This window comes from Mesorhizobium sp. NZP2077 (assembly GCF_013170805.1).
In the GTDB taxonomy this organism is placed as follows: Bacteria; Pseudomonadota; Alphaproteobacteria; order Rhizobiales; family Rhizobiaceae; genus Mesorhizobium.
Genome location: NZ_CP051293.1, coordinates 2,558,064 through 2,584,917, shown reverse-complemented (window position 1 = coordinate 2,584,917; position 26,854 = coordinate 2,558,064). Strand labels below are relative to the sequence as shown.

General features: G+C 62.8%; 24 protein-coding genes and 1 pseudogene. 11 read left to right on the top strand and 14 right to left on the bottom strand.

Annotation, left to right across the window (positions count from 1 at the left end; all coding sequences use genetic code 11):
* Nucleotides 1-32: 32 nt before the first annotated feature.
* Together HGP13_RS12645 and HGP13_RS12640 are read right to left on the bottom strand one after the other, a co-directional pair.
* Complete coding sequence (locus tag HGP13_RS12645; protein ID WP_172225517.1) at nucleotides 33-1,523, bottom strand: family 16 glycosylhydrolase; 1,491 nt, start codon at nucleotides 1,521-1,523, stop codon at nucleotides 33-35.
* A gap of 369 nt (nucleotides 1,524-1,892) precedes the next feature.
* Entirely contained in the window at nucleotides 1,893-2,807 is a 915-nt protein-coding gene (locus HGP13_RS12640; RefSeq protein ID WP_172225514.1) for a DMT family transporter, read from the bottom strand.
* A 202-nt stretch (nucleotides 2,808-3,009) separates the two neighbouring features.
* On the opposite strand from HGP13_RS12640, the gene HGP13_RS12635 reads away from it, so the two are divergent.
* Together HGP13_RS12635 and HGP13_RS12630 are read left to right on the top strand one after the other, a co-directional pair.
* Nucleotides 3,010-3,774: a hypothetical protein gene (locus tag HGP13_RS12635; protein ID WP_172225511.1), complete on the top strand. Its 765-nt coding sequence runs from the start codon at nucleotides 3,010-3,012 to the stop codon at nucleotides 3,772-3,774.
* A 263-nt stretch (nucleotides 3,775-4,037) separates the two neighbouring features.
* Entirely contained in the window at nucleotides 4,038-4,847 is an 810-nt protein-coding gene (locus HGP13_RS12630) for an MBL fold metallo-hydrolase (RefSeq protein WP_172225508.1), read from the top strand.
* 62 nt (nucleotides 4,848-4,909) lie between these two features.
* On the opposite strand, the gene HGP13_RS12625 is transcribed toward HGP13_RS12630, so the two are convergent.
* Nucleotides 4,910-5,515, bottom strand: a complete 606-nt coding sequence (locus HGP13_RS12625) for an NADPH-dependent FMN reductase (protein WP_172225505.1) — start codon at nucleotides 5,513-5,515, stop codon at nucleotides 4,910-4,912.
* Between the two features lie 91 nt (nucleotides 5,516-5,606).
* Here HGP13_RS12625 and HGP13_RS12620 point away from each other — a divergent pair, with 91 nt between their 5' ends.
* Entirely contained in the window at nucleotides 5,607-5,975 is a 369-nt protein-coding gene (locus HGP13_RS12620) for a helix-turn-helix domain-containing protein (RefSeq protein ID WP_172225502.1), read from the top strand.
* 170 nt (nucleotides 5,976-6,145) lie between these two features.
* Here the strand turns inward: HGP13_RS12620 and HGP13_RS12615 are convergent, their stop codons facing one another.
* The 3 genes from HGP13_RS12615 to HGP13_RS12605 form a co-directional block, all read right to left on the bottom strand.
* Nucleotides 6,146-6,349 (bottom strand): hypothetical protein, encoded by a 204-nt coding sequence (locus HGP13_RS12615; protein WP_172225499.1) that lies wholly within the window; start codon nucleotides 6,347-6,349, stop codon nucleotides 6,146-6,148.
* 130 nt (nucleotides 6,350-6,479) lie between these two features.
* On the bottom strand, nucleotides 6,480-6,875 hold the full coding sequence (locus HGP13_RS12610) for an acyl-CoA thioesterase (RefSeq protein WP_172225496.1): 396 nt from the start codon (nucleotides 6,873-6,875) through the stop codon (nucleotides 6,480-6,482).
* A gap of 104 nt (nucleotides 6,876-6,979) precedes the next feature.
* Nucleotides 6,980-7,921, bottom strand: a complete 942-nt coding sequence (locus HGP13_RS12605) for a phosphoribosylaminoimidazolesuccinocarboxamide synthase (protein ID WP_172225493.1) — start codon at nucleotides 7,919-7,921, stop codon at nucleotides 6,980-6,982.
* 258 nt (nucleotides 7,922-8,179) lie between these two features.
* On the opposite strand from HGP13_RS12605, the gene HGP13_RS12600 reads away from it, so the two are divergent.
* From HGP13_RS12600 to HGP13_RS12590, 3 genes are read left to right on the top strand one after another with little or no spacing between them, the layout of a single operon-like run.
* Nucleotides 8,180-9,796, top strand: coding sequence for a GMC family oxidoreductase N-terminal domain-containing protein (locus tag HGP13_RS12600; protein WP_172225490.1), 1,617 nt, complete (start codon nucleotides 8,180-8,182; stop codon nucleotides 9,794-9,796).
* Entirely contained in the window at nucleotides 9,793-11,007 is a 1,215-nt protein-coding gene (locus tag HGP13_RS12595) for a mandelate racemase/muconate lactonizing enzyme family protein (RefSeq protein ID WP_172225487.1), read from the top strand. The genes HGP13_RS12600 and HGP13_RS12595 overlap by 4 nt, the downstream gene beginning before the upstream one ends.
* Nucleotides 11,004-11,921, top strand: a complete 918-nt coding sequence (locus HGP13_RS12590) for an NAD(P)-dependent oxidoreductase (protein WP_172225484.1) — start codon at nucleotides 11,004-11,006, stop codon at nucleotides 11,919-11,921. The genes HGP13_RS12595 and HGP13_RS12590 overlap by 4 nt, the downstream gene beginning before the upstream one ends.
* Before the next feature lie 93 nt (nucleotides 11,922-12,014).
* On the opposite strand, the gene HGP13_RS12585 is transcribed toward HGP13_RS12590, so the two are convergent.
* Nucleotides 12,015-12,953, bottom strand: a complete 939-nt coding sequence (locus tag HGP13_RS12585; protein WP_172225481.1) for a diacylglycerol kinase family protein — start codon at nucleotides 12,951-12,953, stop codon at nucleotides 12,015-12,017.
* 879 nt (nucleotides 12,954-13,832) lie between these two features.
* Between HGP13_RS12585 and HGP13_RS12580 the strand changes: the two genes are divergently transcribed.
* From HGP13_RS12580 to HGP13_RS12570, 3 genes are all read left to right on the top strand, one after another.
* Nucleotides 13,833-14,267, top strand: a complete 435-nt coding sequence (locus tag HGP13_RS12580) for a hypothetical protein (RefSeq protein ID WP_172225477.1) — start codon at nucleotides 13,833-13,835, stop codon at nucleotides 14,265-14,267.
* 6 nt (nucleotides 14,268-14,273) lie between these two features.
* Entirely contained in the window at nucleotides 14,274-15,404 is a 1,131-nt protein-coding gene (locus HGP13_RS12575) for a hypothetical protein (protein ID WP_172225474.1), read from the top strand.
* Nucleotides 15,405-15,536: 132 nt separating this feature from the next.
* Complete coding sequence (locus HGP13_RS12570; protein ID WP_172225471.1) at nucleotides 15,537-16,058, top strand: hypothetical protein; 522 nt, start codon at nucleotides 15,537-15,539, stop codon at nucleotides 16,056-16,058.
* Between the two features lie 433 nt (nucleotides 16,059-16,491).
* Here the strand turns inward: HGP13_RS12570 and HGP13_RS12565 are convergent.
* The 6 genes from HGP13_RS12565 to HGP13_RS12540 all read right to left on the bottom strand — a co-directional run bounded on the left by HGP13_RS12565 (nucleotide 16,492) and on the right by HGP13_RS12540 (nucleotide 22,911).
* Nucleotides 16,492-17,561 (bottom strand): IS630 family transposase gene (locus tag HGP13_RS12565; RefSeq protein WP_172224417.1). Its coding sequence is split into 2 segments (ribosomal slippage): nucleotides 16,492-17,075 and nucleotides 17,075-17,561, totalling 1,071 coding nucleotides; the frame shifts between segments, so codons are not numbered across the junction.
* 84 nt (nucleotides 17,562-17,645) lie between these two features.
* Complete coding sequence (locus HGP13_RS12560) at nucleotides 17,646-18,269, bottom strand: hypothetical protein (RefSeq protein WP_172225468.1); 624 nt, start codon at nucleotides 18,267-18,269, stop codon at nucleotides 17,646-17,648.
* 15 nt (nucleotides 18,270-18,284) lie between these two features.
* The gene (locus HGP13_RS12555) at nucleotides 18,285-19,907 is read right to left on the bottom strand and encodes an FAD-binding oxidoreductase (protein ID WP_172225465.1); all 1,623 of its coding nucleotides are present in this window, start codon (nucleotides 19,905-19,907) and stop codon (nucleotides 18,285-18,287) included.
* A 224-nt stretch (nucleotides 19,908-20,131) separates the two neighbouring features.
* Complete coding sequence (locus HGP13_RS12550) at nucleotides 20,132-20,374, bottom strand: DUF1344 domain-containing protein (protein WP_027030598.1); 243 nt, start codon at nucleotides 20,372-20,374, stop codon at nucleotides 20,132-20,134.
* Between the two features lie 336 nt (nucleotides 20,375-20,710).
* Nucleotides 20,711-21,655 carry a hypothetical protein gene (locus tag HGP13_RS12545; RefSeq protein ID WP_246707345.1) on the bottom strand — a complete coding sequence of 315 codons (945 nt, stop codon included), beginning with the start codon at nucleotides 21,653-21,655 and terminating at the stop codon, nucleotides 20,711-20,713.
* Between the two features lie 194 nt (nucleotides 21,656-21,849).
* Entirely contained in the window at nucleotides 21,850-22,911 is a 1,062-nt protein-coding gene (locus HGP13_RS12540; protein ID WP_172225459.1) for a CapA family protein, read from the bottom strand.
* Nucleotides 22,912-23,018: 107 nt separating this feature from the next.
* Here HGP13_RS12540 and HGP13_RS12535 point away from each other — a divergent pair.
* Nucleotides 23,019-24,275, top strand: a pseudogene (locus HGP13_RS12535) (hypothetical protein).
* A gap of 302 nt (nucleotides 24,276-24,577) precedes the next feature.
* Here HGP13_RS12535 and HGP13_RS12530 read toward each other — a convergent pair.
* Nucleotides 24,578-25,792 (bottom strand): TauD/TfdA family dioxygenase, encoded by a 1,215-nt coding sequence (locus HGP13_RS12530; RefSeq protein WP_172225414.1) that lies wholly within the window; start codon nucleotides 25,790-25,792, stop codon nucleotides 24,578-24,580.
* A 100-nt stretch (nucleotides 25,793-25,892) separates the two neighbouring features.
* Between HGP13_RS12530 and HGP13_RS12525 the strand changes: the two genes are divergently transcribed.
* Entirely contained in the window at nucleotides 25,893-26,822 is a 930-nt protein-coding gene (locus tag HGP13_RS12525; protein WP_172225411.1) for a LysR substrate-binding domain-containing protein, read from the top strand.
* The last annotated feature ends 32 nt before the right edge of the window (nucleotides 26,823-26,854 follow it).

Genomic DNA, 26,854 nt, shown 5'->3' with positions numbered 1-26,854 from the left:
CGCATTCCCCGACGCTGCATAATCCCGAGACCTTACGCGTGGCCCCCGAATTCTGAACCGCCATGCAGCATGCTGTTGGCGATACTGTGCGTGCCAGTGCTGGCTGTAGTGCTGCTGCTGGCGATGTTCAGCGCGTTTGCCGGAGCGCTGTCCAGCGTATAGGCGCGGACGTAGTCGATCTTCATCTCGGCCGGCGTGGCCAAATGATCCGGAGGGGTGCCGGCCAGGCCGCCGACCGCGAGATCGACCAGCATGTACATGGGCTTGTTCATGTCGGACGGCGTCGCCGCTGCTGCGACCTGCACACCGTCATAGGTCCAGACAAGCTTGTCCGGCGTCCAGAGCAGGCCATAGGTGTGGAAACCGTCGGGGTCCGAGACACTCACTGTCGACGTGACCTTGGTGTGCGTTCCGGTCTCATTCGAGTGCGCAGTCATGATCAACGAGTTCGGGGCTTGGCCGATCGTCTCCACGACATCGAGCTCCGGCGGCCACGAACCGTCTTCCGGAAGCAGCCAGAAGGCCGGCCAGGCGCCGGCGTGCTCTGGCAGGTCGGCCCGTATTTCGAAATAGCCATAGGTCTGCGAGAAGGTGTCGTGGGTCGTCAGGATGCCTGAGGTGTATTCGTAATTGTTGATCAGCGGCTTGATGTCCGCCGGCGCCTGCGCCGCGGTGATGGTGAGCACGCCGTTGTTCACGCTGAACGGGTGGACGGAACTCGTCGGTGCGTAATTGGCGTCGATATACCATTGCAGCTCGTTGTTGCTGGTCAAGGTGCTGCCATTCGGCGCTCCCCACGAGAAGTTGGTATCCCACGTGCCGCCCTGGCTGTTGTGAAGATTCAGCGTGTTGAAATCGTCGCTGAAGGACAGGCTCATTGCGGACTTGTCGATCGGCAATTCGAACTGGCTGGGCTGGAACTTGTCGATGGTCGTGTCCTTGAACTCGAGGATCTCGCTGGATCCGAGGTTCAACAGCACGTTCGATCCCGCCTGGATCATGTTTGAGTGGATGGCGTCGAACGACGTGAACCCATAGCCATTCAGGCGGACGGTGTCAGTGGCGGCGAAATTCGCTATCAGATCGCTTCCATTGCCTTTCGAGACGATGAAAGTGTCGTAACCGCCGCCGCCGTCGATCAGCACATCGTTTCCCGCGCCGCCGTCCAGCGTCTGGTGCCCGGCCTGGGCGGTGATGATGTTGTCCAACCCGTTTCCGAAAGCATAGTTGTTGGCGTTTGTGACGACGAGGTTCTCGACATTGTCGGGGAGCTTGTAGCTCATCCATGTGCTGATCGTGTCGATGCCCGCCCCAGCGGCCTCGGCCACCTTGTTGCTCGCCGCATAGAGGTAATAGATGTCATCGCCTGCGCCACCATGCATGGTGACGCCGGATGCTCCGTAGAACGAGTCGTTTCCGGAGCTGCCGTACAAGTCCGGCCCGGACCCTGCCGCTGAGTACCAATGGGTGGAAGCGCCGCTATAGGGAAGAGGAACGCCTAGGGCATTGACGAAGAAGCTCATCGGATAAATCCTCCTCGTGATGCCTGGCCTGCTTGTATCGTTCGATACGGGTTCCAGACGGCCGCATCCGAATCAAAATTGCCATGCACTTTGCGGTTCCAGGAACTTGCCATAGAGTTCATCATTACATCGACCATTCAGTGGTATTTTCCGAGCTGTAAGCATAACAACCCGACGAATGGTCTATGGACAGTAATTTGACCAGCGGAATATTTAATAAAAATTGATGCGTCGACGCGCCGGGGATGGCGCCGCCATGTGGCCGACCTCCATGGCGGCGGGATCGACCAGCTGGTCGGCACCCGCGGGACCGGCGGTCATCGCGAGGCGGTGCGCTGGTCTAACAATCGAGCATTTGTTTCGGTCTGATTAAATCGCGGCTTCGATCGGTTCGGCAAGTCTCGGATTCGAGCGTGCGGCGATCAGGCAACTGGCCACGATAAGGCCGGCTCCCGCCAGCGTGGTCCAGGTCACTGCCTCGTCGAAGAAGAACCAGCCGAGCGCGATCGCCCAGATGAAGGCCGAGTATTCCGTCGGGATCAGATATTGCGCTTCGGCGCGCGCATAGGCCCAGCTCATCAGGAACTGACCGGCGAGCGACAGTGCAGTTACGCCTGCGAGCGGAAGCCAGAGATTGTTGGGCAGCGCAACGGCGAGCCAGGGTGCGGCAAGGCCGAGGGTGACCGCAACGCCAAGGTTCTGGAACAGCATGATCTCGACCGGCTTGGCCAAAAGCGCCTGTTGCCGGGCGAGGATCAGATTGTAGGCATAGAAAACCGTCGACGCGAGCACCGCCGCAGTGCCGAGCAGGGCATCCCCGGCATAGGTTTTCTGCCCGAACTGGCCGGTCACGATGATTGCGACGCCCGCAATGCCGGCGAGCGAGGCCCAGATCGCCTTGCGTTGTATCCTTTCGCCGAGCAGCAGCACGGCCAGCAGGAGCGCGAACAGCGGTGCAACGAAACTAAGCCCGATCGCCTCCGCCAGCGGCAGCCTGGCAAGCCCCCAGAAGAAGCACAGCAGGACAAAGCTGACGACCACCGCACGCAGCACATGCAGCCTCAGCACCGAGGGAGTTGGAAGCAAGCGCGGCCCCGCCAGCCAGCCGGCGCCGGCGACCACGGTCGCCAGCATGCTGCGCCAAAGCACTGTGTTGTAGACGCCGACCGCGATGACCAGCACCTTCATCGCCGCATCCATGCCGGACAGCAGGAAGATGCCGAGCACACAGACGAGCACCGGGATGGTGGGGGAGATTGCGCCGGCCAGGCTGGATGATTTCACGGATTTGCTCGAGTGAGTAATTGCAGCCTGACATATCAGGGCAAACTGGCAGGGCCAGATGGCAGCCCCGCCCATATGGCGGTCCAACACGCTTGGTCTTTGGCGCGACCGGGAATTTGAGCTTTCTTGCCGCTCGTGTCGATTTCGCCACCCGAAAGCCACCATCTACGCTGTGCGGTTCAGCGCTGGGCTTGTTGGGCCGATGGTCAGCCTGTATCGTCATGACTGTCTTGGCGGCGGCTCTCGCCTGCAACGTCGTGCCGGCCATGGGAGGCGAACCTTGAGTTCAGTCCAGGCACAAGACGTCAACCGGATCATTGCCTATGGCAGCGGCAGGACCGCGTTGAAATACATCGCCTTCTCGGCACTTGTTCTGGTTGTCGGGATCGTTGTCGCCTTCGGCAGGAATAACTGGCTGTTGGGCGTTCCCTTGGCGGCTGTGGCCGCCGTCGTGATTGTCTGGCAAATCAACGGATTGCTGACCGCCAAGCCACTGTTGCTGCTGTCGCCGGCCGGATTGCGCCTCAATCTCGACGGCTATGTCTTTGTCGACATCCCCTGGCGGGAAGTGGCGGGCATTTCCTCACTCGACCTTACCTTCGAGGTGGTGAAGAAGCGATGGTACGATCTCTCAGGGGACAGGCCGCGATATTCGTTGGGGAAAGACCAGTACCGGGGTGTCACCGCGCTGCAGGTTTCCGAGGCGTTCGCGGATAAAACGGTCCTGCCTCTATGGAGGGCTGTCAACCGAAACAGCAGGGGGTTACGGCGGTTCGGCATCGGTATCGCGACCTTCACGCTCGCCCCGAACGCCACGGCCTCGCGACTGGGCAACATATTCCCGACGCAGGATGGCAAGCGCTTTGTCACACTGCCCCATAGCGTGCTCTCCGTTGGCCGCGACCAGCTTCGCGCCGAAATCGAGGCCCGTTGGCAGGCCTTCGGCGAAATGACGGCCAAGGGCTAGCCGATCGGGGCTAGGCGATCTTCGCCGAAGTGCCCGCCCGCGTCGAATATTCGGCGACCAGCCTCGGAGCCGATCCTGCTGGCGCTCTGCCAATAGGTCAGCACCACGCTGACGAGCTGGACGAGAAGCACCACCTCGCCGACTGCATCATCCGGCCACGGCAGGCACAGCGCGCACAATTGGCTTAGATCGAATTGACCGGGCGGGTTGCGGACACTGGCTACTCACCGCAGACTGTCGATATCTACAGAACGGAACGGCAAATGCACCGCATAGCTTCGGGCGAACTTCATTGGACCTACACTCTTGGTGACGTGCGCATCACGGCCTTGCGCGATGGCTATGTCGACATGCCGATCGGGCGGCTTCGGCAAAACGGCGACAAGCCATTTAGCGATGACTTGCCGGACCAGGTCACGCTGGTTGGTGGTCTCCTCAGGCTCTCCGTCAACGCCTTCGCGATTGACGATGGGAATGAGATAACGCTGATCGATACCGGTGCCTCGAATGCCTGGCACCCCACCATGGGCAGGCTTCCCCAGGCGCTGGACGAAGCCGGCATCGATGTCGAAAAAGTCCGCGCCGTCTGCTTCACCCATACGCATCTCGACCACATCCATGGTCTTGTGCTTGCTGACGGCCGGGACGCTTTCCCGCGGCTGACGCGCCTGCTCGTTCCCAGCGAAGAACTCGGCCTGTTTCGCGCCGAAAAGCGGCTCGAGCGATTTCACGGCATGGCGGAACCATTCGAAGCCGGAGACCATTTCGAGGCAGATGTCGAAATTATCGGCGCTCATGGCCATGAAGTGGGTCACAGCTGCTTTCGCGTTTCGAGCGGCGGCGAACGCATTTTGATCTGGGGCGACACCGTTCATGTTCCCTCGCTTCAGTTCGATCGGCCCGATGTGACGTGGGAATTCGACACGGATCAGGACCAGGCGCGTCAGAGCCGGTTGCGGCTGCTGGCGCTTGCGGCGGACGATCATTGTTTCGTGGCCGGCGCGCATCTGGACTCGCCCGGCATTGGCCGTGTCGTGCGATCCGGCGCCAGCTTTCGATTTGAGCCGCTGTAACGAGAAAGGGCGGCGCAAGCGCCGCCCCGTATCCCTTGGGAGGATAATCTCAAAAAAGGCGATCAAGCCGCCTTGATTTCTTCGTTGACCACGTCGGCATCGCGCGCCTTCTTCAGTGCCTTGGCCCACCAGGCGACGTCGTTGACCAGCGCCGTGGCGGCCTGGTTCAGGTGCTCGAGGTCGTCCAGCTTCTTCTCGCCCTGGCGCACGGCGAGGAAGTCGCCCCAGGCGATGTGGACGGCCGACTTGACCGGCGCCATCTGCAACTCGACCGCATGGAGGCGGAGCTGCTCGACGGCGCGGGCGCCGCCGACGCTGCCATAGCCGACAAAGCCGGCCGGCTTCTTGTTCCACTCGTTGGCGGCGTAGTCGATGGCGTTCTTCAGCACGGCGGTCGGGCCGTGATTGTATTCAGCGGCGGTGAAGATAAAACCGTCATATTCGGCGACCTTCTTCTGCCAGCGTTGCGCCACTTCGTTGGTCGACGGCACCCAGGCGGAGGACGCGACTTCGTCGAAGAAGGGCAGCGGGAAGTCACGCAGGTCGACGACCTCGACCTCGATGTCGGCATGCGACTTGGCGATCTTGGCGATCCATTGGGTCGGCACATCGGCGAAGCGCGCGGCGCGCGTCGAACCGACGATAATGGCGATTTTCGGCTTTGACATGGGGGCTCTCCATTCCAGTAAAAGGCTGGTATCATTTAGATACCGGCGCTATATGAGATACTGTCAACTGCCGACGCAAGGAGGCACCGTTTTGTTACTGAGGCACCCGCACAACACCGAAGACTGCCGCGCGATTTCGGAAATCCTGCAGCGCGTCGGCGACAAATGGACCGTTCTCGTGGTCGGCAAGCTGGGCGGTGGACCACTGCGTTTCAACGAACTGCGCGCGGCTGTCGGCGGCATTTCGCAGAAGATGCTGACCACCACCTTGCGCGGCCTGGAGCGCGATGGCTTCGTCACCCGCACCGTGTTTCCGACCATTCCGCCGCGCGTCGATTACGAGCTGACCGAACTCGGGCATGAGTTGCTGGTGCCGGTCGGCGCACTCGGCGAATGGGCGCGCAGGAACACCCAGCGCGTCCAGGCGGCACGCGAAAAATTCGACGGCGCGCATGGCTGAAACCCTTGCGCTGCAAGGTGTCAAGAGTTTCGCGGGTAAGTGACGACGCCTGACGACAAGCGAAGTCGTCGTTCTCTGAACGATGCCTGACAACTTTTCTTTATGGCGCTTTACAGCGACCACGCACGCGCTGCTTTGACCACGACACCCGCAGACCAAAGGGCAGCCATTCAGCTTCTTGGCGCCAGGCCCTCGCAAGGCGCCGGTCTGCAAGGCGCGCATGTCGCGGCCGGCTTCCGGGCGCCCTTGTCGCCATGCAGGCAAGAGGTGTTCGGAAGGTCGTTTTTGACTTCGGCATAGGCGGTTACGCCGAGCAGGCAGACGACAGCAACAAGGGCTGCCACCAGCCAGCCGTTCAGCATGTGTTGACGCATTGTCTCCCCTCCAACGCCGGCACAATCGGGCGTGAAGGCAACCACTGGATGTCGCGAAACGCATCGCTGGCATCAGCGGTGTAACAATTGCCCTGAATGGGCAACGGGGATTGCGAAGACGGGGCTTTCGTCAACCCTCGGCCGGAACGGCCTTGGGCTTGCCCTCGCCGTCCAGCGCCACCATGATGAAATCGGCGTGCGTCACCTTTTCCATCAGGTCGGAGAGATAGCGCTGCGCCCAGGCTTCGACCTTGAGCGTCATCGAGGTGCGGCCGACACGTTCGACATGGGTGTAGATGCACAGCGTGTCGCCGATCTTCATCGGCTTGGCGAAGGACATCTCCTTGACCGCCGCCGTCACCACCCGGCCCCTGGCGCGCTCGGCGGCACGGATACCGCAGGCAAGGTCCATCTGCGCCATCACCCAGCCGCCGAAAATATCACCGGCTGCATTGGCGTCCGACGGCATGGCCAGCGTGCGCAGCGTCAGGTCCCCGATCGGCCGTCCTTCCGCGTACTGCACCATGCGAGAAATCCCTGAGGTCGACGGCTTGAGATTGATTGTCCTCGATCCCGTAGCGTCACGGCGCAGGCACGTCAACGCGCTATGGGTGGGGTCGCGCTTGCCCGCTAGAAGTAGCGTGCGAGGTTCGAGCGGATTCGATCGAGAACGGTATCCCCGGAAATGTCAGGAACGAATGCCTTGCCGGTGATCGCCTCGTAAGCCTGCGCATAGACCCTGGAGGCCTGCTCGACGATCTCGTCCGGTATCGCAGGAATCGGGTCCCTGTAGGGATCGCAGCGTGCCGCCACCCACGAGCGTATAAAATCCTTGTCGAAACTCTCCGGCCGCGTGCCGCTTGCCAGGGCCTGCTCGTAACTCGCCGCGATCCAGTAGCGGCTGCTGTCCGGCGTATGGATTTCGTCGGCCAGGATGATCGTGCCATTTTTGTCGGTGCCGAATTCGTATTTCGTGTCGGCGAGGATCAGGCCGCGTTCGGCGGCACGCGCCTGGCCACGGGCAAACAGTTTCAGGGCATAATCCGAGACGGTATCCCACTGCGCTTGCGTGAGCAGGCCCTGTTCGAGGATATCCGCCCTCGACAGCGGCTCGTCATGGGCGCCATCCGCTGCCTTGCTCGTCGGCGTGATGACCGGCTCGGCCAGCTTTTCATTGTCGCGCAGCCCGTCCGGCAGGCGCATCCCATACATGTCGCGTTCGCCGCGACGATAGCGGGTCAGGATCGAGGTGCTGGTTGTCCCCGCGAGATAGCCGCGCACGACGATCTCGACCGGCAGGATGTCGAGCCTCGTGCCGACGACGACATTGGGATCGGGATATTCGAGCACATGGTTCGGGCAGATGTCGGCGGTCTCCTCGAACCAGTACCGTGCCGTCTGCGTCAGGATCTCGCCCTTGAATGGGATCGAGGTCAGGATGATGTCGAAGGCGCTGAGACGGTCTGTGGCGATGATGATGCGCCGCCCGTCCGCCAAATCATAGTTTTCGCGGACCTTGCCCTTGTAGTGGCCCGGCAGCTCGGGAATGAAGGCATCCGACAGGGTACGCATATGATTTCCCGACTTCCTCGGAGTGGCCAGAGCATGATTCTGAAAAGTTGCAGACTTTTCGGAAAAAATCATGCGCCAAGATAATGCTCCCGCATAAGCTGCCGACCCCATGCATATCAAGCGCGATTGTCGGTATTCCCCGCAACTCGACCTACATCCCAGTCGCTTTTTTCACAACGCATGCCGGAAGGCGCGGCGACTCGGCGAACCCATGGCGTCTAGGCTGCGGCCAGATTTCCGGAGCCGCCAATACCTATCATGCAGACTTATGACTTCATCATCGTCGGCTCCGGCTCGGCCGGCTCGGTTCTGGCGGACAAGCTGTCGGCTTCGGGCCGCTTTTCGGTGCTGGTTCTGGAAGCCGGCGGCACCGACCGGCGCTTCTACGTGCAGATGCCGCTCGGCTACGGCAAGACGTTCTTCGATCCGGCGGTCAACTGGAACTACAAGACCGAAGCCGATCCCGGTCTCGGCGGCAACGTCGACCACTGGCCGCGCGGCAAGCTGCTCGGCGGGTCGAGCTCGATCAACGCCATGGTGTGGATCCGCGGCGCGCGCGAGGATTTCGACGACTGGGGCGCCGCCGGCAATCCTGGTTGGGGCTATGATGATTTGCTGCCGGCCTTCAAGGCGCTCGAGGACAATGAGGCCGGCGCCGACACATGGCGCGGCACCGGTGGCCCGCTGCACATCAGCGGCACGGCCAACGCGGTCCACCCGCTGACAAAGCGCTATCTCGCCGCCGGCCAGCAGGCCGGCCTGCCACTCAACCCCGATTTCAATGGCGCTACCCAGGAAGGCGTCGGCACCTACCAGATCTCGACCAAAAACGGTCGCCGCATGTCCGCCGCCCGCGCTTTCCTGCGCCCGGCGATGAAGCGCGCCAATGTCCGCGTCGAGACCAATGCGCTGGCGACCCGCATCCTGTTCGAAGGCAAACGAGCGGTCGGCGTCGAATATCTGCAGAACGGCGAGACCAGGACGACGCGTGCCGGCCGCGAGGTCATCCTGTCCAGCGGTTCGATCAACTCGCCGCAATTGCTGCAATTGTCCGGTATCGGTCCGTCGGCGCTGCTTGGCGGACTCGGCATACCGGTCGTTCACGCCAGCGAGAATGTCGGCGCCAATCTGCAGGACCATGTCGGCATCAACTACACCTTCAAGGGCAAGGTGCCGACACTCAACCAGATCCTGCGCCCCTGGTGGGGCAAGCTGCTGGTCGGCATACAGTATATACTGACGCGGTCGGGTCCGCTGTCGCTGTCGATGAACCATGGCGGCGGCTTCTTCCGCACCGACCCGGCGTTCTCGCGCCCCAACATGCAGCTCTATTTCCAGGCCTTCTCGACCGTCATCCCGAAGAGCGGCGAGCGGCCGATCCTGACGCCCGATCCGTGGCCAGGCTTTTCCATCGGCCTGTCCAACTGCCGCCCGTCGAGCCGCGGCGAGATCATGATCCGCTCCAGCAACCCGCTGGAGTATCCAAAGATCGTCGCCAACGCCTATTCCACCAATGCCGATGTCGAGGAGATGCTGGCTGCGGTGAAGTTCGTGCGCAAGATCGCCTCGATGCCGGCAATGGCGGAAATCATCCAGGAGGAAGTCCTGCCCGGCCCGTCGATCCAATCGGATGCCGATCTGATCACGGATTTCAGGAAACGCTCCGGCACCGTCTATCACCCGGTTTCGACCTGCCGCATGGGACCCGATCCCGCGCGCTCCGTCGTCGACCCTCGCCTGAAAGTGCATGGCCTTGACGGCTTGCGCGTCATCGACGCCTCGATCTTTCCCGACAACATCACCGGCAACACCAACGCCGCCTCGGTCATGACCGGGTGGAAGGGGGCCGAACTGGTTCTGGAGGACCAAAAATGAAGATCACCGACGTCAAGACCTGGGTAGTCGGCAACCCGCCGCCCGGCATCGGCGGCAAGTATTTCATCTTCGTCAAACTGACCACCGATGGCGGCGTGGTCGGCTACGGCGAGGCCTACAACGCCACCTTCTCTGCCCACATCACGGCCAAGCTGGTCGAGGACATGGCCGAGCGTTATCTCGTCGGTCACGATCCGCACGACATCGAAAACTTCTTCCGCCGCGCCTATTCCTCCGGCTTCACCCAGCGCCCGGACGTGACCGGCATGGGCTGCTTCTCGGCGCTCGAAATGGCCTGCTGGGATATTATCGGCAAGGAGGCCAACAAGCCGGTCTACAAACTGCTCGGCGGCCAGGTGCACGAGACGCTGCGCTCCTACACTTATCTCTATCCGCACACCGGCAGCGTCCATTCCGAGGACGCGCCGGACGGCAGGAACGTCTACAACGACCCCGAAATGGCGGCGGCCTGCGCGCTCGAATATGTCGAGCAGGGTTTCAATGCCGTCAAGCTCGATCCGGCCGGTCCCTACACCGCCTTTGACGGCCACCAGCCGCGCCTCATCGACATCGATGTCGCCACCCGCATGATAAAGGCGATCCGCGAGGCGGTCGGCACCCGCGCCGATATCCTCTTCGGCACGCACGGCCAGTTCACCGCATCGGGCGCACTGCGCATGGCCCGCGCCATCGAGCCCTACGATCCCTTGTGGTTCGAGGAGCCGGTGCCGCCCGACATGCCCGAAGTGATGGCGCAGGTGGCGCGGGGCACATCGATCCCCATCGCCACCGGCGAGCGGCTGACGACCAAGTTCGAATTCGCCCGCGTCATCGAGAACCGTGCGGCGACCATTCTGCAGCCGGATCTCGGCCGCTCCGGCGGCATCCTCGAAACCAAGAAGATCGCGGCGATGGCCGAGGCGTACCACATCCAGATCGCGCCGCACTGCTATTGCGGGCCGATCGTCGGCGCCGCCAACATCCAGCTGGCGGTGACGCTGCCCAACTTCCTCATCCTGGAATCGCTGAAGCAGTGGGACGGATTCCACGCCACGCTCCTGAAGAAAAAGATCGAGTGGCAGGACGGCAATGTCATCCCGTCGAAGGAGCCAGGGCTGGGCGTCGAGCTCGACGAAGCAGTCTGCGATGCCCATCCCTACACCGGCAAGGACCTGCATCTGCAGATGATGCAGACGCCGCTGATGCCATGAGCGAACGCTACGCCTTCATCGGCCTTGGCCATCTCGGCGGCAACCTTGCCGCCAGCCTGGTCCGCAACGGCTTTGCCGTGACGGTTTTCGACCGCGACCCCACCGCCGTCGCGCGCCTCGTAGCGCTCGGTGCCACCGCCGCCGACAGCGCCGCCGACGCTGCCGCTCGCGCCGGAAACGCCATCTCTTGCCTGCCCTCGCCAAAGGTCAGCGAGGCCGTGCTGGCCGGCCCCGGCGGGTTGCTCGAAGGCCTGCCCAAGGGCGGCACCTGGATCGAGATGTCGACCAACGGCCGTGACGAGATTCTTCGCCTCGCCGCCCTCGCCTCGGCCAAGGGTGTCGAGACGTTGGAATGCCCGGTCACCGGCGGCGTGCATCTGGCGGCGGTGGGCAAAATCACGGCGCTGGTCGGCGGCGATGCCGCGCTCTACGAACGCCATCGCCTGGCGATCGAAGCAATGTGCGCACGCTCCTTCCTGATGGGACCGATCGGCTCGGCGGCGGTGATCAAGGTGATCACCAACATGCTGGCCTTCATCCATCTCGTCGCCGCCGGCGAGGCGCTGATGCTGGCCAAGCAGGGTGGGCTCGATCTTGCGCAGAGCTACCACGCCATCGTTGCCTCCTCCGGCAACAGCTTCGTCCACGAGACCGAAAGCCAACTCGTCCTCAACGGCTCATACGACATCGGCTTCACCATGGACCTGGCGCTGAAGGACCTCGGCTTCGCCTTGGGCATGGGCAAGGATTTCGGCGTGCCGCTCGATCTCGCCACGCGCGTCAACGCGATTTTCGAGCAAGGCAAGGAAGCCTATGGCGGCGGCGCCTGGTCGACGCAGATCGTCAAATTGCTCGAGGATGCCGTTGGCACCGACCTGCGTGCGCCCGGTTTCCCGGCCAAGCTGGAAATATGATCGACGATTGGAAAACCAAGCAATTTCATTAGTTTGAATCGATAGCCGGATTCATTTTCGAAACGACTTGAATCAAAGCCGCAACGCCTTGTTTCAATACCTCAACGTCAGCGCTCCGGGCAGGATCTCGAAGGTCGCCGGTATGCGCCCCGGCGACTCGCCGTCTATGTCGACCAGCGCACCGTTCTTCTCGACATCGCCGAGCGGTTCGACCACCACTTTCTTGCCGCGCAGAATGGTGATTGCCGGATGGTTGCGGTGCCGGCCGCCATAGAGCAGGCGGATGTCCCAGATCAGTTTCAGCTTGCCCGCTGCGCGCAGGATGACGATGTCGAACTGTCCGTCGGTCAGCTCGGCGTCGGGCGCGATCATCATGCCGCCGCCGAAGAATTTGCCGTTAGCCACCGCCACCAGCGCCATGCGCGCCTCGACCGGGGTGCCGTTGTCGACGGTGATCCGCACATCCTGAAAGCGGTAGCGGATGAACTCGACCACGGTGCGCCACAGGAACAGCGCCTTGGCCGACATCTTGCCCTTGCGCTTGTCGGCATTGACCGCGCGGTCGGTGGCACCCGACAGGCCGAGGCTGGCGATGTTGATGAAGTGACGGCTGGCCAGCGCGCCATGGTCGTCTATGTAACAGATTCGGCCGGCATCGACCTTGCGCCCCTTCGCCTCGGCGATCCGCTTCAAGGTCGCGTCCACCGCCTTTGGCAGGCCGAGCCCGCGCGCGAAATCGATGCCGGTGCCGCATGGCAGCAGGCCAAGCTCGGTCGTCTTGCCGCCCTCTTCGGACGCCTGCAGCAGCCCGTCGGCCACTTCGCTGGCGGTGCCGTCGCCACCGGCCGCGATCACCAGGTCGAAGCCGCTGGCGGCAAGGTCGATGGCCAGCCGTTCGGCGTCGCCCTCGGCTTGCGTCTCGCGCAGCTCGAAATCGCCGAAATGCTTTTTCAGCGAGGCGGCGGCTTCAGGCCAATGCCGTTTCAGCCGGCCGCCACCGGCAATCGGATTGAGAACCACCCCGACTTTCAAATACTCGCCCTCCCCGGCGCCGGGCTATGCCCGATCCTTTGCCGGCATTGAAGCCCGCGCCCGTCGGCGTAGCAAGGGCCGCTTTGGGTTGGAGCACCAAAAAACGGGGCAGGCTGTCTAAGGCAGCCAGCGTCGAAATTCCGGGGGTCTCGGCAAACGGTCCCCGATAATCCCGCTATCCACAGGCCCAGGGCCATTCCCCAGGACCCTTACCCGGCGTAAGTTTAACCCATCTCAGGCGGCTACCGATCATCAAGCCGAAAGGCGAAGTGAAAGGCGGATTTCCTGAGGCCCGTACGGCCCGAAGCGAGAGCAGGCTTGCCTGTTCGAGGGACGGAAGCCGAGACCTACGGGGCCGCGGAAAGCGTGCCAACGCCGACGGCGGACCGATGCTGCCATGAAGGACGGCAAAAACCTTCGATGGCCGCAGGGCAAAGCCCGCAAGGGTGGAGACCGGCGAGGTCCCGAACGGACGCTGCTCTCGGGTGGCGGACTGGCAGGACCGTCAAAATCAAGGCCGGCATGGCGCGACGACTTTACGGAAGTTGCTGCCGCGACCGTGTCCTGATCTGACAGGGAGGCGCTGGGAGAAATCCCGGCGCCGACTGTCTTTTAGACCCTTTGATGCGATTGCCGGCGATCTTGCGGGTGGCGCTTCACCGCGCGATAAAATCGGTTAGTATCCCAGCGTCAGAGCCCGTTTGAAAACGCGCTCTGCCGAGTCGGATGACGTGGTTTTCGAGAACCGAAGCGCAGCGGACCTTTGGGTCCGTGAGCTCAGTTCTACTGCGACACAGTAGAACGGGGAAGCGCAGAAAACCGCGACAGGCGGCCGGCAGAGTAGCGTTTACAAATGGGCTCGTAGAAGGGGGATACTTCATGACGCTGATCCAGAAGCTTGCCGTTGCCTATGCTTTCCTGTTCTTCGCCGTCGTCGCCATCGGCTACATACCCGCGTTCAACGATGCCAATGGCAATCTGTTCGGCCTGTTCTCATTGCAATGGTACGATGACCTGCTGCACGCCTTCTCCGGCGTCTGGGCGCTGGCCGCCGCCTTCATCTCGCATCGCCAGGCGGTGTTCTATTTCAAGCTGTTCGGCTCGGTCTATCTGTTCGACGGCGTGCTCGGGCTGATCACCGGTTCCGGCTGCCTCGATGCCGGGATCTTCATCAACGGTTTCCGCTCCCTCAACGACATCGAATTCCCCGCCCGCTTCTTCGCCAACCTGCCGCATATCGTCATTGGCGGCTTTGCCGTCTATGTCGGCTTCTGGCTGTCGAAGCGCGTACACGACCACTTCGCCACGGCCTGACCGGCCATGTTCCTGTTCCGCTGGCTGAAGCGCCTCATCAAGACGATCCTCTGGCTGATCGTCATCGCCATCCTCATCCCGGTCGTCGGGCTGAGCTACGGCTTCCTGACCACGCCCTCGCTCGACAAGACGCCGCTGCCCGGCATTGCCGATGGCGCGCCGCCCAAGGCGCTGGCCGACAAGGTCCGCGCTGAAATCCCCGGCTACCAGCGGCCGGAGGAATCGACCTTCCTCACCTATCCCGAATGGGCGATCGTCTATGCCGCGCGCGAATATGCCGGCTTCGTCGCCAAGGACCAGCCGAGCGGCTTTCCCTATTGGTCCTATGTCGGCCGCTTCTGGCAGGACTACGCCACGGTGATCCGCGCCAGCTCGCCCTACAAGTTCAACTATGCCAACCATCAGATGCTGGTCATCATCGGCACCAGCCACTCGATCGAGCATATCCTGCAATGGGCCTATGAGAACACGGTCGGCCGCATCACCGAGGCGACATCGGCCAAGCGCACCGCCGCCGACATCTACCAGGCCAAGGTGGCGGCGGACTACGCAGGGTTTCTCGACCAGGTGCCGTGGTACCAGTTTCCCTATGCGCAGAAGCGCGCCGGCCTGTTTGCCGTGCAGCCGGCGCCGGGTGACAGCTCCGTCCGCACCAGCGAGCGCAAGCTCGCCTTCGGACTCGCCGATACAATCAAGCAGGGCTATGCCGACCTGATCAAAAAGGCGCTCGCCGCCACCTCCGACCCGGCCTTGCTCGACATCCATGTCTGGGCCAAGGGCCCGGTTGGCGAAGCCACCCGCAACGAGCCCGACACCTTGCTGGAACGCGATTACGGTGCCGACGGCACCATCTTCGTCACCAAGCGCTATCAGGTGTTCACCGACATGATCCCGCGGCTGATCGACAAGGGCGTCTCCTTCGTCGAGATCGGCGGCAATGACGAGATCATGGTCACCATGCTCTCGACCGACTCGATCGCCGTTCCCGAAGGCATGCGCATCCTGTTCAGCTATCCGCTGCCGGCCGACCCATCGGAGCGCCGCACCGGCATGGTGGTGGCCGTGCGCAAGCTGCATCTGGTGCTCCCGTCGCTGATGAAGGCAGGCGCAAAGCTCGAACACGTCTACGACTACTGAGGCCTTTCAGCCACGCCCGGCCAGGATCGGACGCCGCGCCACGCTCATTCCACAATCGCGGCCAAATCCCGCCTTGTTCGCGCGCGATGGAAATGACTGAGCTGCCGGGGGGCATCTCGAAGGGACAAGACCGTGATCAAGACCGCCCTTGTCGCCATGACCATTGTCGGCTGCGACTGCGACGCCAAGCTCTGCGAATATATCGGCGAGACGCCGGCCAAATGGTCGACGATCGCCGAGTGCGAAGCCGCGATGAAGAGCCAGATCCTGCACCAGCGCAATTTCGACTATCCGCTGGTGTCCGGCATCTGCCGGACCAAGGGTTCCTCGTCCTCCTCGCAACTGGCCGCCACCGCGTCCCGCCCGGAACTGAAGCCCGTCAGCCGGGTCGTCAAGGTCGAGAGCCCGCTGCCGCCGGAACTGAGCCATCGGCCGAGCGTCTCGGTCGGCACGCCGACGACGGCCGTCGAGGCGGACGCTGCCCGGCCCGTCGCCTATGAACAAGTGGTCGATGGCGGAACCGGCGTGCTCTATCGCACGAAGAACGGCTATGCCGTGGTCAAGACCGATCTTGGCCGCGCGGCTTCCGCAACAGCCGACGCAGCCAAACGCTCCGTGAACTGGCTGGCTGGCCTGGTGCCGACGGGACTGTAGGCCGCTAGCGTCTCGGCTCACGACCTGCTGCCGACGTATGACACACGATCAAAGGCCTGCCGGCGGGTTCTATCCAGCGGTGTCAGTCGCCCAGTCTCCGTTTGGTCAATTCGACTTGATAGACGCTTCGCGGATGCCGTCTCAGTCGCCATGCCTTGATGGATATGACCAGCGCCAAATATCCAAACAGCGCAAACAGACCCCAAAAGATTCCAATTCCGATTCCGTTGATTAAGATAAAAACAACTACAAACCCAACTGCAGCCACAACATAATACATGGCCGAGGGTCAGAAATATTTCTCCATTTGAGAGCTACTCACCTATCTCTGATTCCCGTTGGGTCATTCGATTCATAGCGCACCAATGCTGTGCAATTCGTTCTCGAGAATATGCCAATAGACGAGGCGCCTTCGACCCACTTATACCAAGAGTCATGGGGTTTGACCGACATGGGCCCATTGGCGCATCCCGATTGATGTGATGGTCTCGGAATCTGCGAGGAGTTTCTGCCAGGCGTCGCAGGCCGCATCGATGATATCGTCATAGCTGTCGAAGACACGGTTGGAGAGCCAGTTCTGGCGCATATACTGCCAGACGTTCTCGACCGGGTTCAGCTCCGGCGCGCGCGACGGCAGGAAGATCGGGGTGATGTTGTCCGGTATGCTGAGGTTTGCGGTGGTGTGCCATCCGGCGCGATCCATGACGAGTACGGCATGGGCGCCCTTTTCGACATGGCGGCTGATCTCGTTGATATGGAGTTGCATGGCCTCGGTATCGGCAAACGGCAGTGCGAGAGCCGCCCCGGTACCACGTGCTGGGCAGATGGCGCCGAACAGGTAGGCGCTCTTGTAGCGCTGGTCGGCCGGCTGTCGCGGCCGCGTGCCGCGTCTGGCCCACTGCCGTACAATCCCGTTCTTCTGGCCGATCCTTGCTTCGTCCTGGAACCAGATCTCCACCTTCGTGCGCGGCGGCAAGTCGCAAAGATGCGCCTTCAGCGTGCGAGGCCAGTTTTTTTGAATTCCTCGATGATATGGGCATCCTGCGCCGGATGACGCGGTCGCACACTCATGTGGGAGAAGCCGAGCTTGTGCAGCAGCTTCCCGACATAGCGCGCGTCATAATCAATGCCGAAGCGGTCCTTGATGGCTTTCTTCAGGTCGATCCGCCGCCAGCGAACGACGCCATCGACGGCACGATCCGGGCCCTTCTCCACAAGCGCGGCCAGTTCGGCCTGCTGCTCATGCGACAGCCGGGACGCTGGTCCCGGCGCCCATTGGTCCACAAGACCATCGGGGCCGGCCGTGTTGAACCGATGCACCCAGTCGCGTAGCGTCTGGCGATCCATCCCGCCGATCCGGGCCGCATCGGCCCGGCTCATGCCGTCCAGAACCGCTGCGATCGACAACAGCCGGCTGCTCTGGCGCACATCCTTTGAGTTCCGGGCAAGACGGCGAAGCTCCCCCGCCGAAAAGTTCGTCCGCAACTTCACCGCTGATCCCATCGCCGAATCTCCTTCGGCAATAGGGAATCACGGCGCGCAAATCGGCCAAAATCACAAAAGAGTCAGCAGCCAAGACCGTTGGTATTACATCTTGACCTTGAGCCTCTCCCAGAACTTGTCGATCAGCGGCTGTTCGGTGCCCAGGTCCTCGCTGCCGACGCGCGTGATGAACAGCAGGCCCTGATCGGCGAGGCCGTAGCCGACGATCTCGAAATACGCGGTGTCGGTGCGCGTCTTCACCTCGGCGCGGATGCCGGTCAGTTCCTTGCCGTCGGCGAGCTTGCGCGTCGTCGGCTGCTGCGTCAGTTCGGCGCCGGCCTGCACCGATTCCCGGGTCATCTCCTGCAGCATCAGCTGGTTGAGCGACACCGGGTTCATCTTGCCGTATTCCTGCACGACGACGATCGTGCCCAGCGCCGAGGCCATCAGATATTGCGTGATGTTTTCGCCAAGATCGGTCTTGGTCACCGAAATCGTGCTCGGATGGACGAAGGAGAAACTGTCGCCGGAAAAGGTGGCGAAGTCGTTGCGTTGGAGCGTCACCTTGCTCTGCTTGCCGCCGGGCAGCGTCACATTTGCGCTCTCGCCGGGATCGATATCGACCGTCACGCCATCGATGGTCAGCTTGAAGGCCTTGAGGTCCTCGGCTCCGGCCTGTCCAGCGCACAGCGCGATGAGAGTGAGGGCTGCCGCCGATACCATCCGCATTGATTGTTCTCCTGCTTACGCCACCCCGCTCAGCGCCTTGATGGCACGGTAGAAGGTCGAGGAAAACAGTTCCGTTGGGTCATGATGCCGCTTTGAGGCGAGGAAAGCCGGCAGTTCGGGATAGGAGGCCAGCAACTCCCTGGCCGTATAATGCAGCTGATAGGGCAGGAAGAAACGCCCGCCATGCTTGATGGTCACGTCGATCAATGCCCGCGTCAGCGCCCGCATCCTGGCATTGCCGTCGGCATCGGTCGGCTGGTTGATGTAGAGCACCAGCGAATAGGCCGGCTCCGGCGCGTAGGTCAGCGCCACATCCTCCTTGTGGACGATGCGCACCGAGGCGTTGAGCACCGGCAGCGACTGGTTGCGCAGGATCTCGCGAGCCTCCGTGATGAATGGATTATACGCACGGCGTGGAATAAAATATTCGTGCAGGATATCGGTCTCGTCCATCAGGTCGTTGAACAGATACGGCACCGAATCGTGCATCGGATTGTTGCGGGTGACGAGACAGGCCTCGCCTTGCGCCATCGCCGCCGTGCGCGCCACCGTGCAGCTTTCGAATTTCGGCTCCAGCGTCTTTTCGGTGAACCACTTCAGCTCCTGGAACAGGCTGCCCCATTTCGCCAGGTTGATGATCACCCGCTTCAGCCCGACCGAGCCCGGTTCGCCGATATCAGGCTGATCGGCCGGCGGCTCTTCGGCCACCTTGTCGTAGCGGTAGACGATCATGTCCTCGAGGAAGTTGCCCGGCGCCGTCGACAGATGGCCGTAGAACAGGCCGATATCCTTGTTCGGCTCCAATACCTCGGCAAAGAAGTTCGGGAAATCGTCAGATTTGATGATTTCGCGCGAAGTGCGGTAGACGGCGTTGTCGACGATGTCGAGCGTTGCTTCCAGCACCACGCCGAACAGGCCATAGCCGCCGACGACGTGGCGGAACAGCTCGGTGTTCTCGCTCGGCGAGCAAGTCGTCACCGACCCATCGGCCAGCATCACCCGCATCGAGCGGATCGAGCCCGCCACCGAGCCCGCCTGATGGTCCATGCCATGCGCGTTGACCGACAGCGAGCCGCCGACGGAGAAGATGTCGGTCGACTGCATCGCCTTCACCGCGAAACGCGGATGCAGCATATTCTGGATGTCGTGCCAGCGCGCGCCTGGCTGCAGCGTCATGGTCTTGGCCGCCGCATCGACGCTGACCTTGTTGAACTTCTTGAGGTCGAGCACCAGCGCATTGTCGTCGAAGGCGTGCCCGCCCATCGAATGGCGCATGGCGGCCAGCGAGACTTTCAGCCCGTTGGCGCGGGCGAAGGCCAGCGCCTTGGCGATATGGTCTTCCTCGCTGACCTCGACCACACCATAGACCGGCGTCCGCGACAGGCCACTGGCATCGTTGATGTCGCCGCCCTTGGCCGACCAGGGCAGCGAAGGATCGAAGGCCGGTGGACTGGCGATCGGTTTCAGCGGCAGGGCAATGCCGTCAATATCGGCGATACGGCCGGCATTCTTCGGCCCCGAAGGCCCGCGCGCCAGCCGCGCCATGGTGGTTCCGCCCCACAGCACCGCGCCGCCGACCACCGCCGCACCGAGCACCAGCCGGCGCGACAGGCGGAAGCCTTTTTGGTCCTCGGCCATGGATATCCCCCGTTGACCAAGGGATAGCGCGGCTTTTTGGCAAAAACCATAGGAGCGCGTGGCGGAGCCATGGCGCCATTTCGGTATCAGGGTGGCTGATGTTCCGATATCACAGGGCTAATCTCGCACGGTTGCGCTGCCCCCTCGTCCGCCTGCCGCTGCGCGGAGCACTCCTCAACTCCCCGTAAACGGGGAGAAGGGAGAAGCTCCAACGCTGGCGAACTCTACGAAGCCTTCTTGATCGACGTCACCATGCCGGTCTTGTCATCGACGGTCACAGCCACTTTGGCGCCGACCTTTAGTTTGCCGACATTCGCTTCCGGCGACAGCTGGTAGATCTTGCCGTCGTCGAGTGTGATCGACTTGGTCGTCGGGTCGACCGCCTGGATGGTGCCCTGAACGGACGCGGCATAGGCCGTACCGAGGAAGGCGAGCAGAGCGGCGGTGGTTACGAGGGTTCTTTTCATCGGATGTACTCCGTACTGTTTCGGTTTTCCGGGCCGCCGGGTAGCGACAGCACCGAACGAGCCGAGACTGGGCCGGAGAGCCTGCTGTCCGCAAATCACGTTGGATGAATTTTCGCAAACAGAATCATAGGCTTAATTCAGACACATTGTTCGCGGGTCGACAAGATCGGCCAGTTCGACGATCAATCACATCAACGACTTCCGCTATGAAAAGAGTCGGTTAGGTGCTGTCTGGCGTCCATCACGCCACTGCCGCATTTGCAGCTTGGCGGCATCACGAAACGGCCCAGAAAAGTCGTCGCGGACACGTTTTGTTTCATGGTCCAAGCGCTTCGGCTAATCCTTCGCCCCGATCTTGCGCACCAACGCTGCCGTCGCCAGCATGGCGCCCATGTCCGAGATCATCGGCGCGACATGCCTGGTATAGTCGAGCGGCACCGATATTTCGGGCAGCTCGAAGAAATCCTTCGCCTGCGGCAACAGCAGGAAACCGTCGCCGCCATTGAGCGCGACGCGGGCCGGATCGTCCGGCCAGGTCTCGCCCAGCCATTTCAGCGCCTGCGCCAGCCGGCCCATCACCAGCGGCCGCGCCGCCTCGACATTGTCGGTGCGGAATTCGTAGGCCGCATCGAGTTCGGACACGCCGGATGACAGTTCCTGCATTTTGCTGGCGAACATGCCGCGGAAGAAGCCCATGACCGCATTGGTGTGCCGCGTCGCCACCAATATTCCCGGGAATGGCTCGATGGCCTCGAAGGCGACGATGACGCCCTTGAAGGTTGTCGCCTTGGTCTTGGTCGACGCCCCATCCCAAAGGTCCGCTTCATAGAGTTCGAACGCAAACCCGTCATAGCGTCCCGATATGATATCGTCGAAGCGGCTCATGCTGGCGCCGCCGACCGTCTCGCGCGGTAGCCGGTCGAAGGAATTCGGCGTCACGTCGTGCTGGTAGCGCATATCCCCGATGAAGCCGAAGATGATCGGCATCAGCGTCTCGCGAAACGACTGCTGCAGCCGCGTCGCCGGCCGGATCGCCCGGAAATAGAGCAGGATCGCCGTCACGAAACCGATGATGTAGAGAAACACATGCGGCGTCGAAAACCATTGCTCGTGCGGGTCGGCGACCTTGTTGAACAGCCAGGCGATCAGCGCCACGGCCACCAGCACCAAACCAACGAAAAACGGCGTCCGCCAGCGCACCTGCCGCAGCGTCGAAGCCCGCGCCGCTTCGTAGGCCTCGATGCCCTTCCGGATGGCTGCGATCTCAGTCTCATCAGGCATGAAATCCGCTGTTTCCACCGCCATCTCTCCGCCGCCTGACTATGCTCATGATAGCTGGTTTTGCAGGAGCGACGCCAGACGGATGGCACTTCTTCCTTCTCCCCCTGTGGGAGAAGGTGGATCGGCGCGTCAGCGCCGAGACGGATGAGGGGTGTTCCAGCGGAGTGAGACGCTGGTATTCCCTGGAGCACCCCTCATCCGTCGCCTTCGGCGACACCTTCTCCCACAAGGGAAGAAGGGAAGACCGCTCTCAATCGCCCCTCGACCTTTGCCCTCATCGCGCCCCCCAAACCCTCCACCGGCACTAGCCGCTCATAGTCGCCGGCGCGCAGCCGCACAAAGGGATGCAGCCGGTAAGACGCAATCGCACCACGCGTCCCTGCATCCGCACTGACATCGGCAACGAAAATCCCGCCAATGCGCCCCGGCCATGGCTGTCGGGCAAGAGCGGTGCCGAGGAAATCGCCGAGCCCGTAAGCGATGACCGCGTCGCCGATCCGCTCCACAGGCTGCACCACATGGGCGTGATGGCCAGCGATCAGCCCGACACCCTGGCCGGCCAGGCGCCGGGCCAATGCCCTTGTTCCGGTGCGTGGAAAATGCCGGAACTCCCAGTCCCAATGCGGCACGGCGCAGAGAAGATCGAAACCATCGCGCTGCCAGCCTGTCGGGTCCATCGACACACGCCCGGCAAACAAATCTTCATCCGCATTGCGCCACAGCGTGAAGGCCGCGAAGCCGACATTCAGCGGCCCGACCTTGACCGGCTGAACCGGACCATTGGCGGCCAGGCCGATAGTGCTGATGCCGAGCCGCCTCAGCGCTGCCACCGTGTCGTCGAAACCGGCGACGCCCTGGTCGAGCACATGATTGTTGGCCAGCGACAGCACGAGTTTTTCGCGCGCAATGCCGGCCGCCGCCAGCGCCTCGGCCAGAAACCGCTCGCTCATCGCATGATGCGTGCCGAGCTTCGTGCCGAGCACGGCGCTTGGCCTGTCCACGACAGGGCTCTCGCAATTGCCGATCACCAGATCGGCGGTGCCGAGCAGCGCCTTGATCGCCGGATCGCAATCCGGCGCACGGCTGTTGGCCACCGCCGAAATGTCGCCGATGAAGGCCAGCCGCACCGTCTTTCCCGGTGGTGGCTGCATCAACGTCCCCGCCATCGGCGCAAACCCGTTGCCGTCGCCGTCAAGCGACGGCTTCAGGAAACGCGGCAGCCAGGACAGCTTGTAGGAAAGCGGATAGTTCGACACGCGACGCCCAATTGTTTGCCTTGTTTAGACTGTCCAGTGGGCGGGTTGAAGCGCATAGGCCGACATTCGTGTATGGTCGCCCGCAACAATACATGGGAGGGGAAACGATGACACGAATAGCAAGCCTGCTGGCATCCGCTTTCATTGTGCTTATGCCCTGGTCTTCCGCCAGTGCCGCCATGCCCGAAGCGGCAACAGCGCTGTTCGAGGCGAAGACCGTGGCCGCGCGTGACAGCGCCCTGTCGACGCTGGAGGCCGCCGCATCGAAAGATCCGGCGTCGGCCTATGCCGCCGGCGCCGGAGAATTCTTCACAGCACTTGAGCTGCTCGCCAGCGGCCTGCACCGGCATGGCTTCGAAAGCCCGCAATCCTTCATTCTGCCGCTGATGCAGCTGCCGGTACCATCAAATCCCAATCCCGAGCCGCTGACCTACGAAGAGTTCCGCGCCATACTGGTCGCCTTTCGCGACCGGCTGGCGAAATCCGCCGCGACGTTGGGCTCGGTGCCCGCCGATGCCGATATCGGCATGGTCATCGACCTCACCCATGTCGGCATCGACCTCAACGAGGACGGCACGATCGCGCCCGATGAAAGCATGGCGGCGATCATGGCCGCGCTGTCGCGCGGCAGCATCTCGCAGGGCGATACCGCACCCGCGCTGACCTTCCGCTTCGACCGCGCCGACGGCTACTGGCTGCAGGGCTATGCCGAGTTCCTGATGGCGCAGGCCGATTTCTGGCTGGCGCATGATTTCAGGAGCACCTTTGACGGCTCCTTCCACATGCTGTTCCCGCGCGCCAAGCTGCCGTTGCAGGACATCCTCGTGCCGCCGCCGAGCGAGATGGGCTCGAGCATCTTCTCCTCGGAATGGCGCATCGCCGATTTCATCTCGATGGTGCACATGATCAACTGGCCGGTGATCGAGCCGGAGCGCCGCAAGGCGGCGCGCCAGGAATTGCTCGAAATGATCCGGCTGTCGCGCGAGGACTGGAAGGCGATCCGCGCCGAGACCGACAATGACCGCGAATGATTGCCGGGACCGCAGCAGAAGGGCGCGAACCCGCTCACCGGTCTCGAAGTCGGCGAGGAACAGGTGCAGGCCTGGCTTGCCGCCTTGACCATGGCCGAGGACCTGCTCGAAGGCCGCGCGCTGCTGCCGCACTTCCGCATCACCGGCAAAGGCATCAACATGAAGCGCTTCTTCGACGAGCCGAAGACGTTCGACCTGGTGCTGTCGATCACCGGCCCTGGCATCGCGCCCTACCTTGAAAGCGGCAAGATCCTGACCAGCGAGGATTTCGACCAGATCCAGCGCGAGTTCGGCGGCGGCGGATTTTTGACGTTTGCGCTGTGGTTCAACTGAGCCGCTGATCGGCCCGCGGCTTGATTGCCACGTGGTTCCCCCAATCCGTCGCTGCTTCGCAGCGCCACCTTTCCCCCCTCCGGAGGGAAAGGAAAGGAGCTTTGCTGGACGAGCTTGGCGCCTTTCCTCTACCCCGTCGATCGGGGGGTCCGAAGGACGGGCGAGACCCGTGGCTCGCCCCGGCAGGTGGCTCGGCGAAGCCGAGACGGAGTGGGGGTCGACCAGCGCAGCATAAGCCAATGCATGCGCCAAGCTGCATGCCGCAGCGCAAAGCGAAGGCGAGGAAACCCTGCCCTTGGCTCTCAGAAAATCGCTCCTTGATACAACACCGCTTCCGCCTCCCCCGGCGCGAAACGTCTGGCCAGCGACCGAAACGCGCTGTGCACGCCGTCACGATCAATATTGCAGCTTCTGAGATGCCGCACGGCGAGCGTCGGGTCGAAGGCGCTGCGGCCATGCAGGACGCGCTGGTTGTCGAAGACCAGCACTTCGCCCGGCTGCAACTGGTGCTGGAACTGGTTCTGCGGGTCGCAGACCAGCCGCGTCAGTTCGGCCAGCGCCTCGATCAGGCCGTCGATCCGGTCCAAGGGAGCCCATTGCGGCGCCAGGCAGCGGTCATTGTAGCGGATGCCGGTGACGGCGCCCGCCGCGTCGAGGCTGATGACATGCGCCTCGGCGCTGAAGAACACTTCGCCTTCATGCTCGCGGTGGAAGGTGACGCCGTGCCGCGTCAACAGCTCGAACAGTTCGGGCGTGCGCCTCCGCATCAGCTCGGCGACATGAAAACCATCGACCATCAGCGAGGTACCGCCGCTCCCAGCACCCGTGCGGATAGCATGGAAAAAGATAAAACCCGGCGGCGCATAGCGAAACGGCTCGTCCGTATGCGGGATCTGCGCCCGCGCCGTCTCGCCCGCCACCCGCGCATCCGGCCGCGAGATCAGGTCAAAGACCTTGCCGTAGCTGGTCTCGCGGATCGGTCCGTAGCGGCCCGCGACCCGCGCCGTCGCCTCCGTCTCGGCCGGAACGCCGGTCAGCATGGCGATGCCGTGATCGCGCAACGCCCTGAGCGACTGGAACAGCGCCTCGTCATCCGCGACCACCGCGTCGAAGGCGAAGCGCCCGAGCCGTGCGGCGAGGTCGCTGTCCCACAGCTGCGGCTGGAAACGGACCGGACCTAAACCGCCGACATGGCCGGCGAGCAAGACCGCGTCGTAGCGCGAGACATGTCCATCCTGCCAGATAACGGTCACTTGCCCCGGCGTGGAGACGTCGAAACTTTCGGCATGAATGGCCTTGTCGACATCAGCCGGCGTCAGCCATCTCTTGCCCGAGGCGGTGTCGCCGCATTGCTCGCATTCACAGGCGAGCCGCAGCCAGCGCGTCGAGAGTTTTGCCGAGCGGCCGTCCGCAAATTCGACCGCGACGTGTGCGCCTGCGGTCCGCATGGCGCAGATCGGCGCCGCTTGTAAGGCTGCGTGTCTTGGCTGGCTTGCATGCTTTGGCGTGTCGAGCATCTGGCGTCCCCTACGGTTGAATTTCTTCGACCAGCCTAGGCAAGGAAAAACCAGTATTCAAACGAGTTCCCTTCTGCAAGTTTTGAAGTAAATTCAAACCATGACGACGCTGAGGGATTTGCCGCTTTCCGGATTGCGGGCGCTGGTGGCCGCCGCCAGGGCCGGCAGCTTGACGCGTGCCGCCGAGGAGCTGCGCGTCACGCCCGGCGCCATCGGCCACCAGATCCGCCAGTTGGAGGAACGGCTCGGCGTCAAGCTGGTCCGGCGCGAAGGCAATGGCATTGTGCTGACCCGCGCCGCCGAGGCCGCTTTGCCTGACATCGACCGCGGCTTCGACGCGCTTGCCTCCGGCATGCGCCGGCTGCGTTTCGAACGGCGGGCCGAGACCTTCACCATCTCGGCCGATCCCTCCTTCGCCTCGCTTTGGCTGGCGCCCCGGCTCAGCCGGGTGCGGACAGCGCTGGGCAAGTTGGACGTCCGCATCGTCGCCTCGGTCGCGCTCGACGCCATGGCCGAGGAAGGCGTCGACCTCGCCATCAGTTATCGCAGGGGTGCCGCCCCCGACCTCGCCTCGCTCGACCTGTTCACCGAACGGATGATCCCGGCCTGTGCGCCCGCTTTGGTTCGCGGCCATGGCAGGCCCGATGCGGCCGAGGTGCTGGACAGCATGCCGCTGCTGCACATCGATCCGACGATGGGCGACGACGTCTATCCCGCATGGCGCGACTGGTTCGCTGCCGCCGGCCGCCAGCCGAAAGGCATCGACCAGGGTCCACGCTTCGGCCTGACCATCGTCGCGGCACAGGCGGCGATCACCGGCATGGGCGCTTTGCTGGCAAGCGAACTGGTGCTGCGGCGCCACCTCGAACCCGGCCATCTCGTCGAGATCGCCCGCGACGTGCCGGCACTGACCATCAAGCGCCGTCTCGTCTGGCCTGAACACGGTCCAAAGGCACGCAGCGCCGCGGCGGTTGCCGCCGAACTGGCTGCCATTGCCGATATCGGAGTTGATCGCGCCTTGCCTCGGTGAATCCGTGTCAGGTCAACGCGACGTTCCATCAA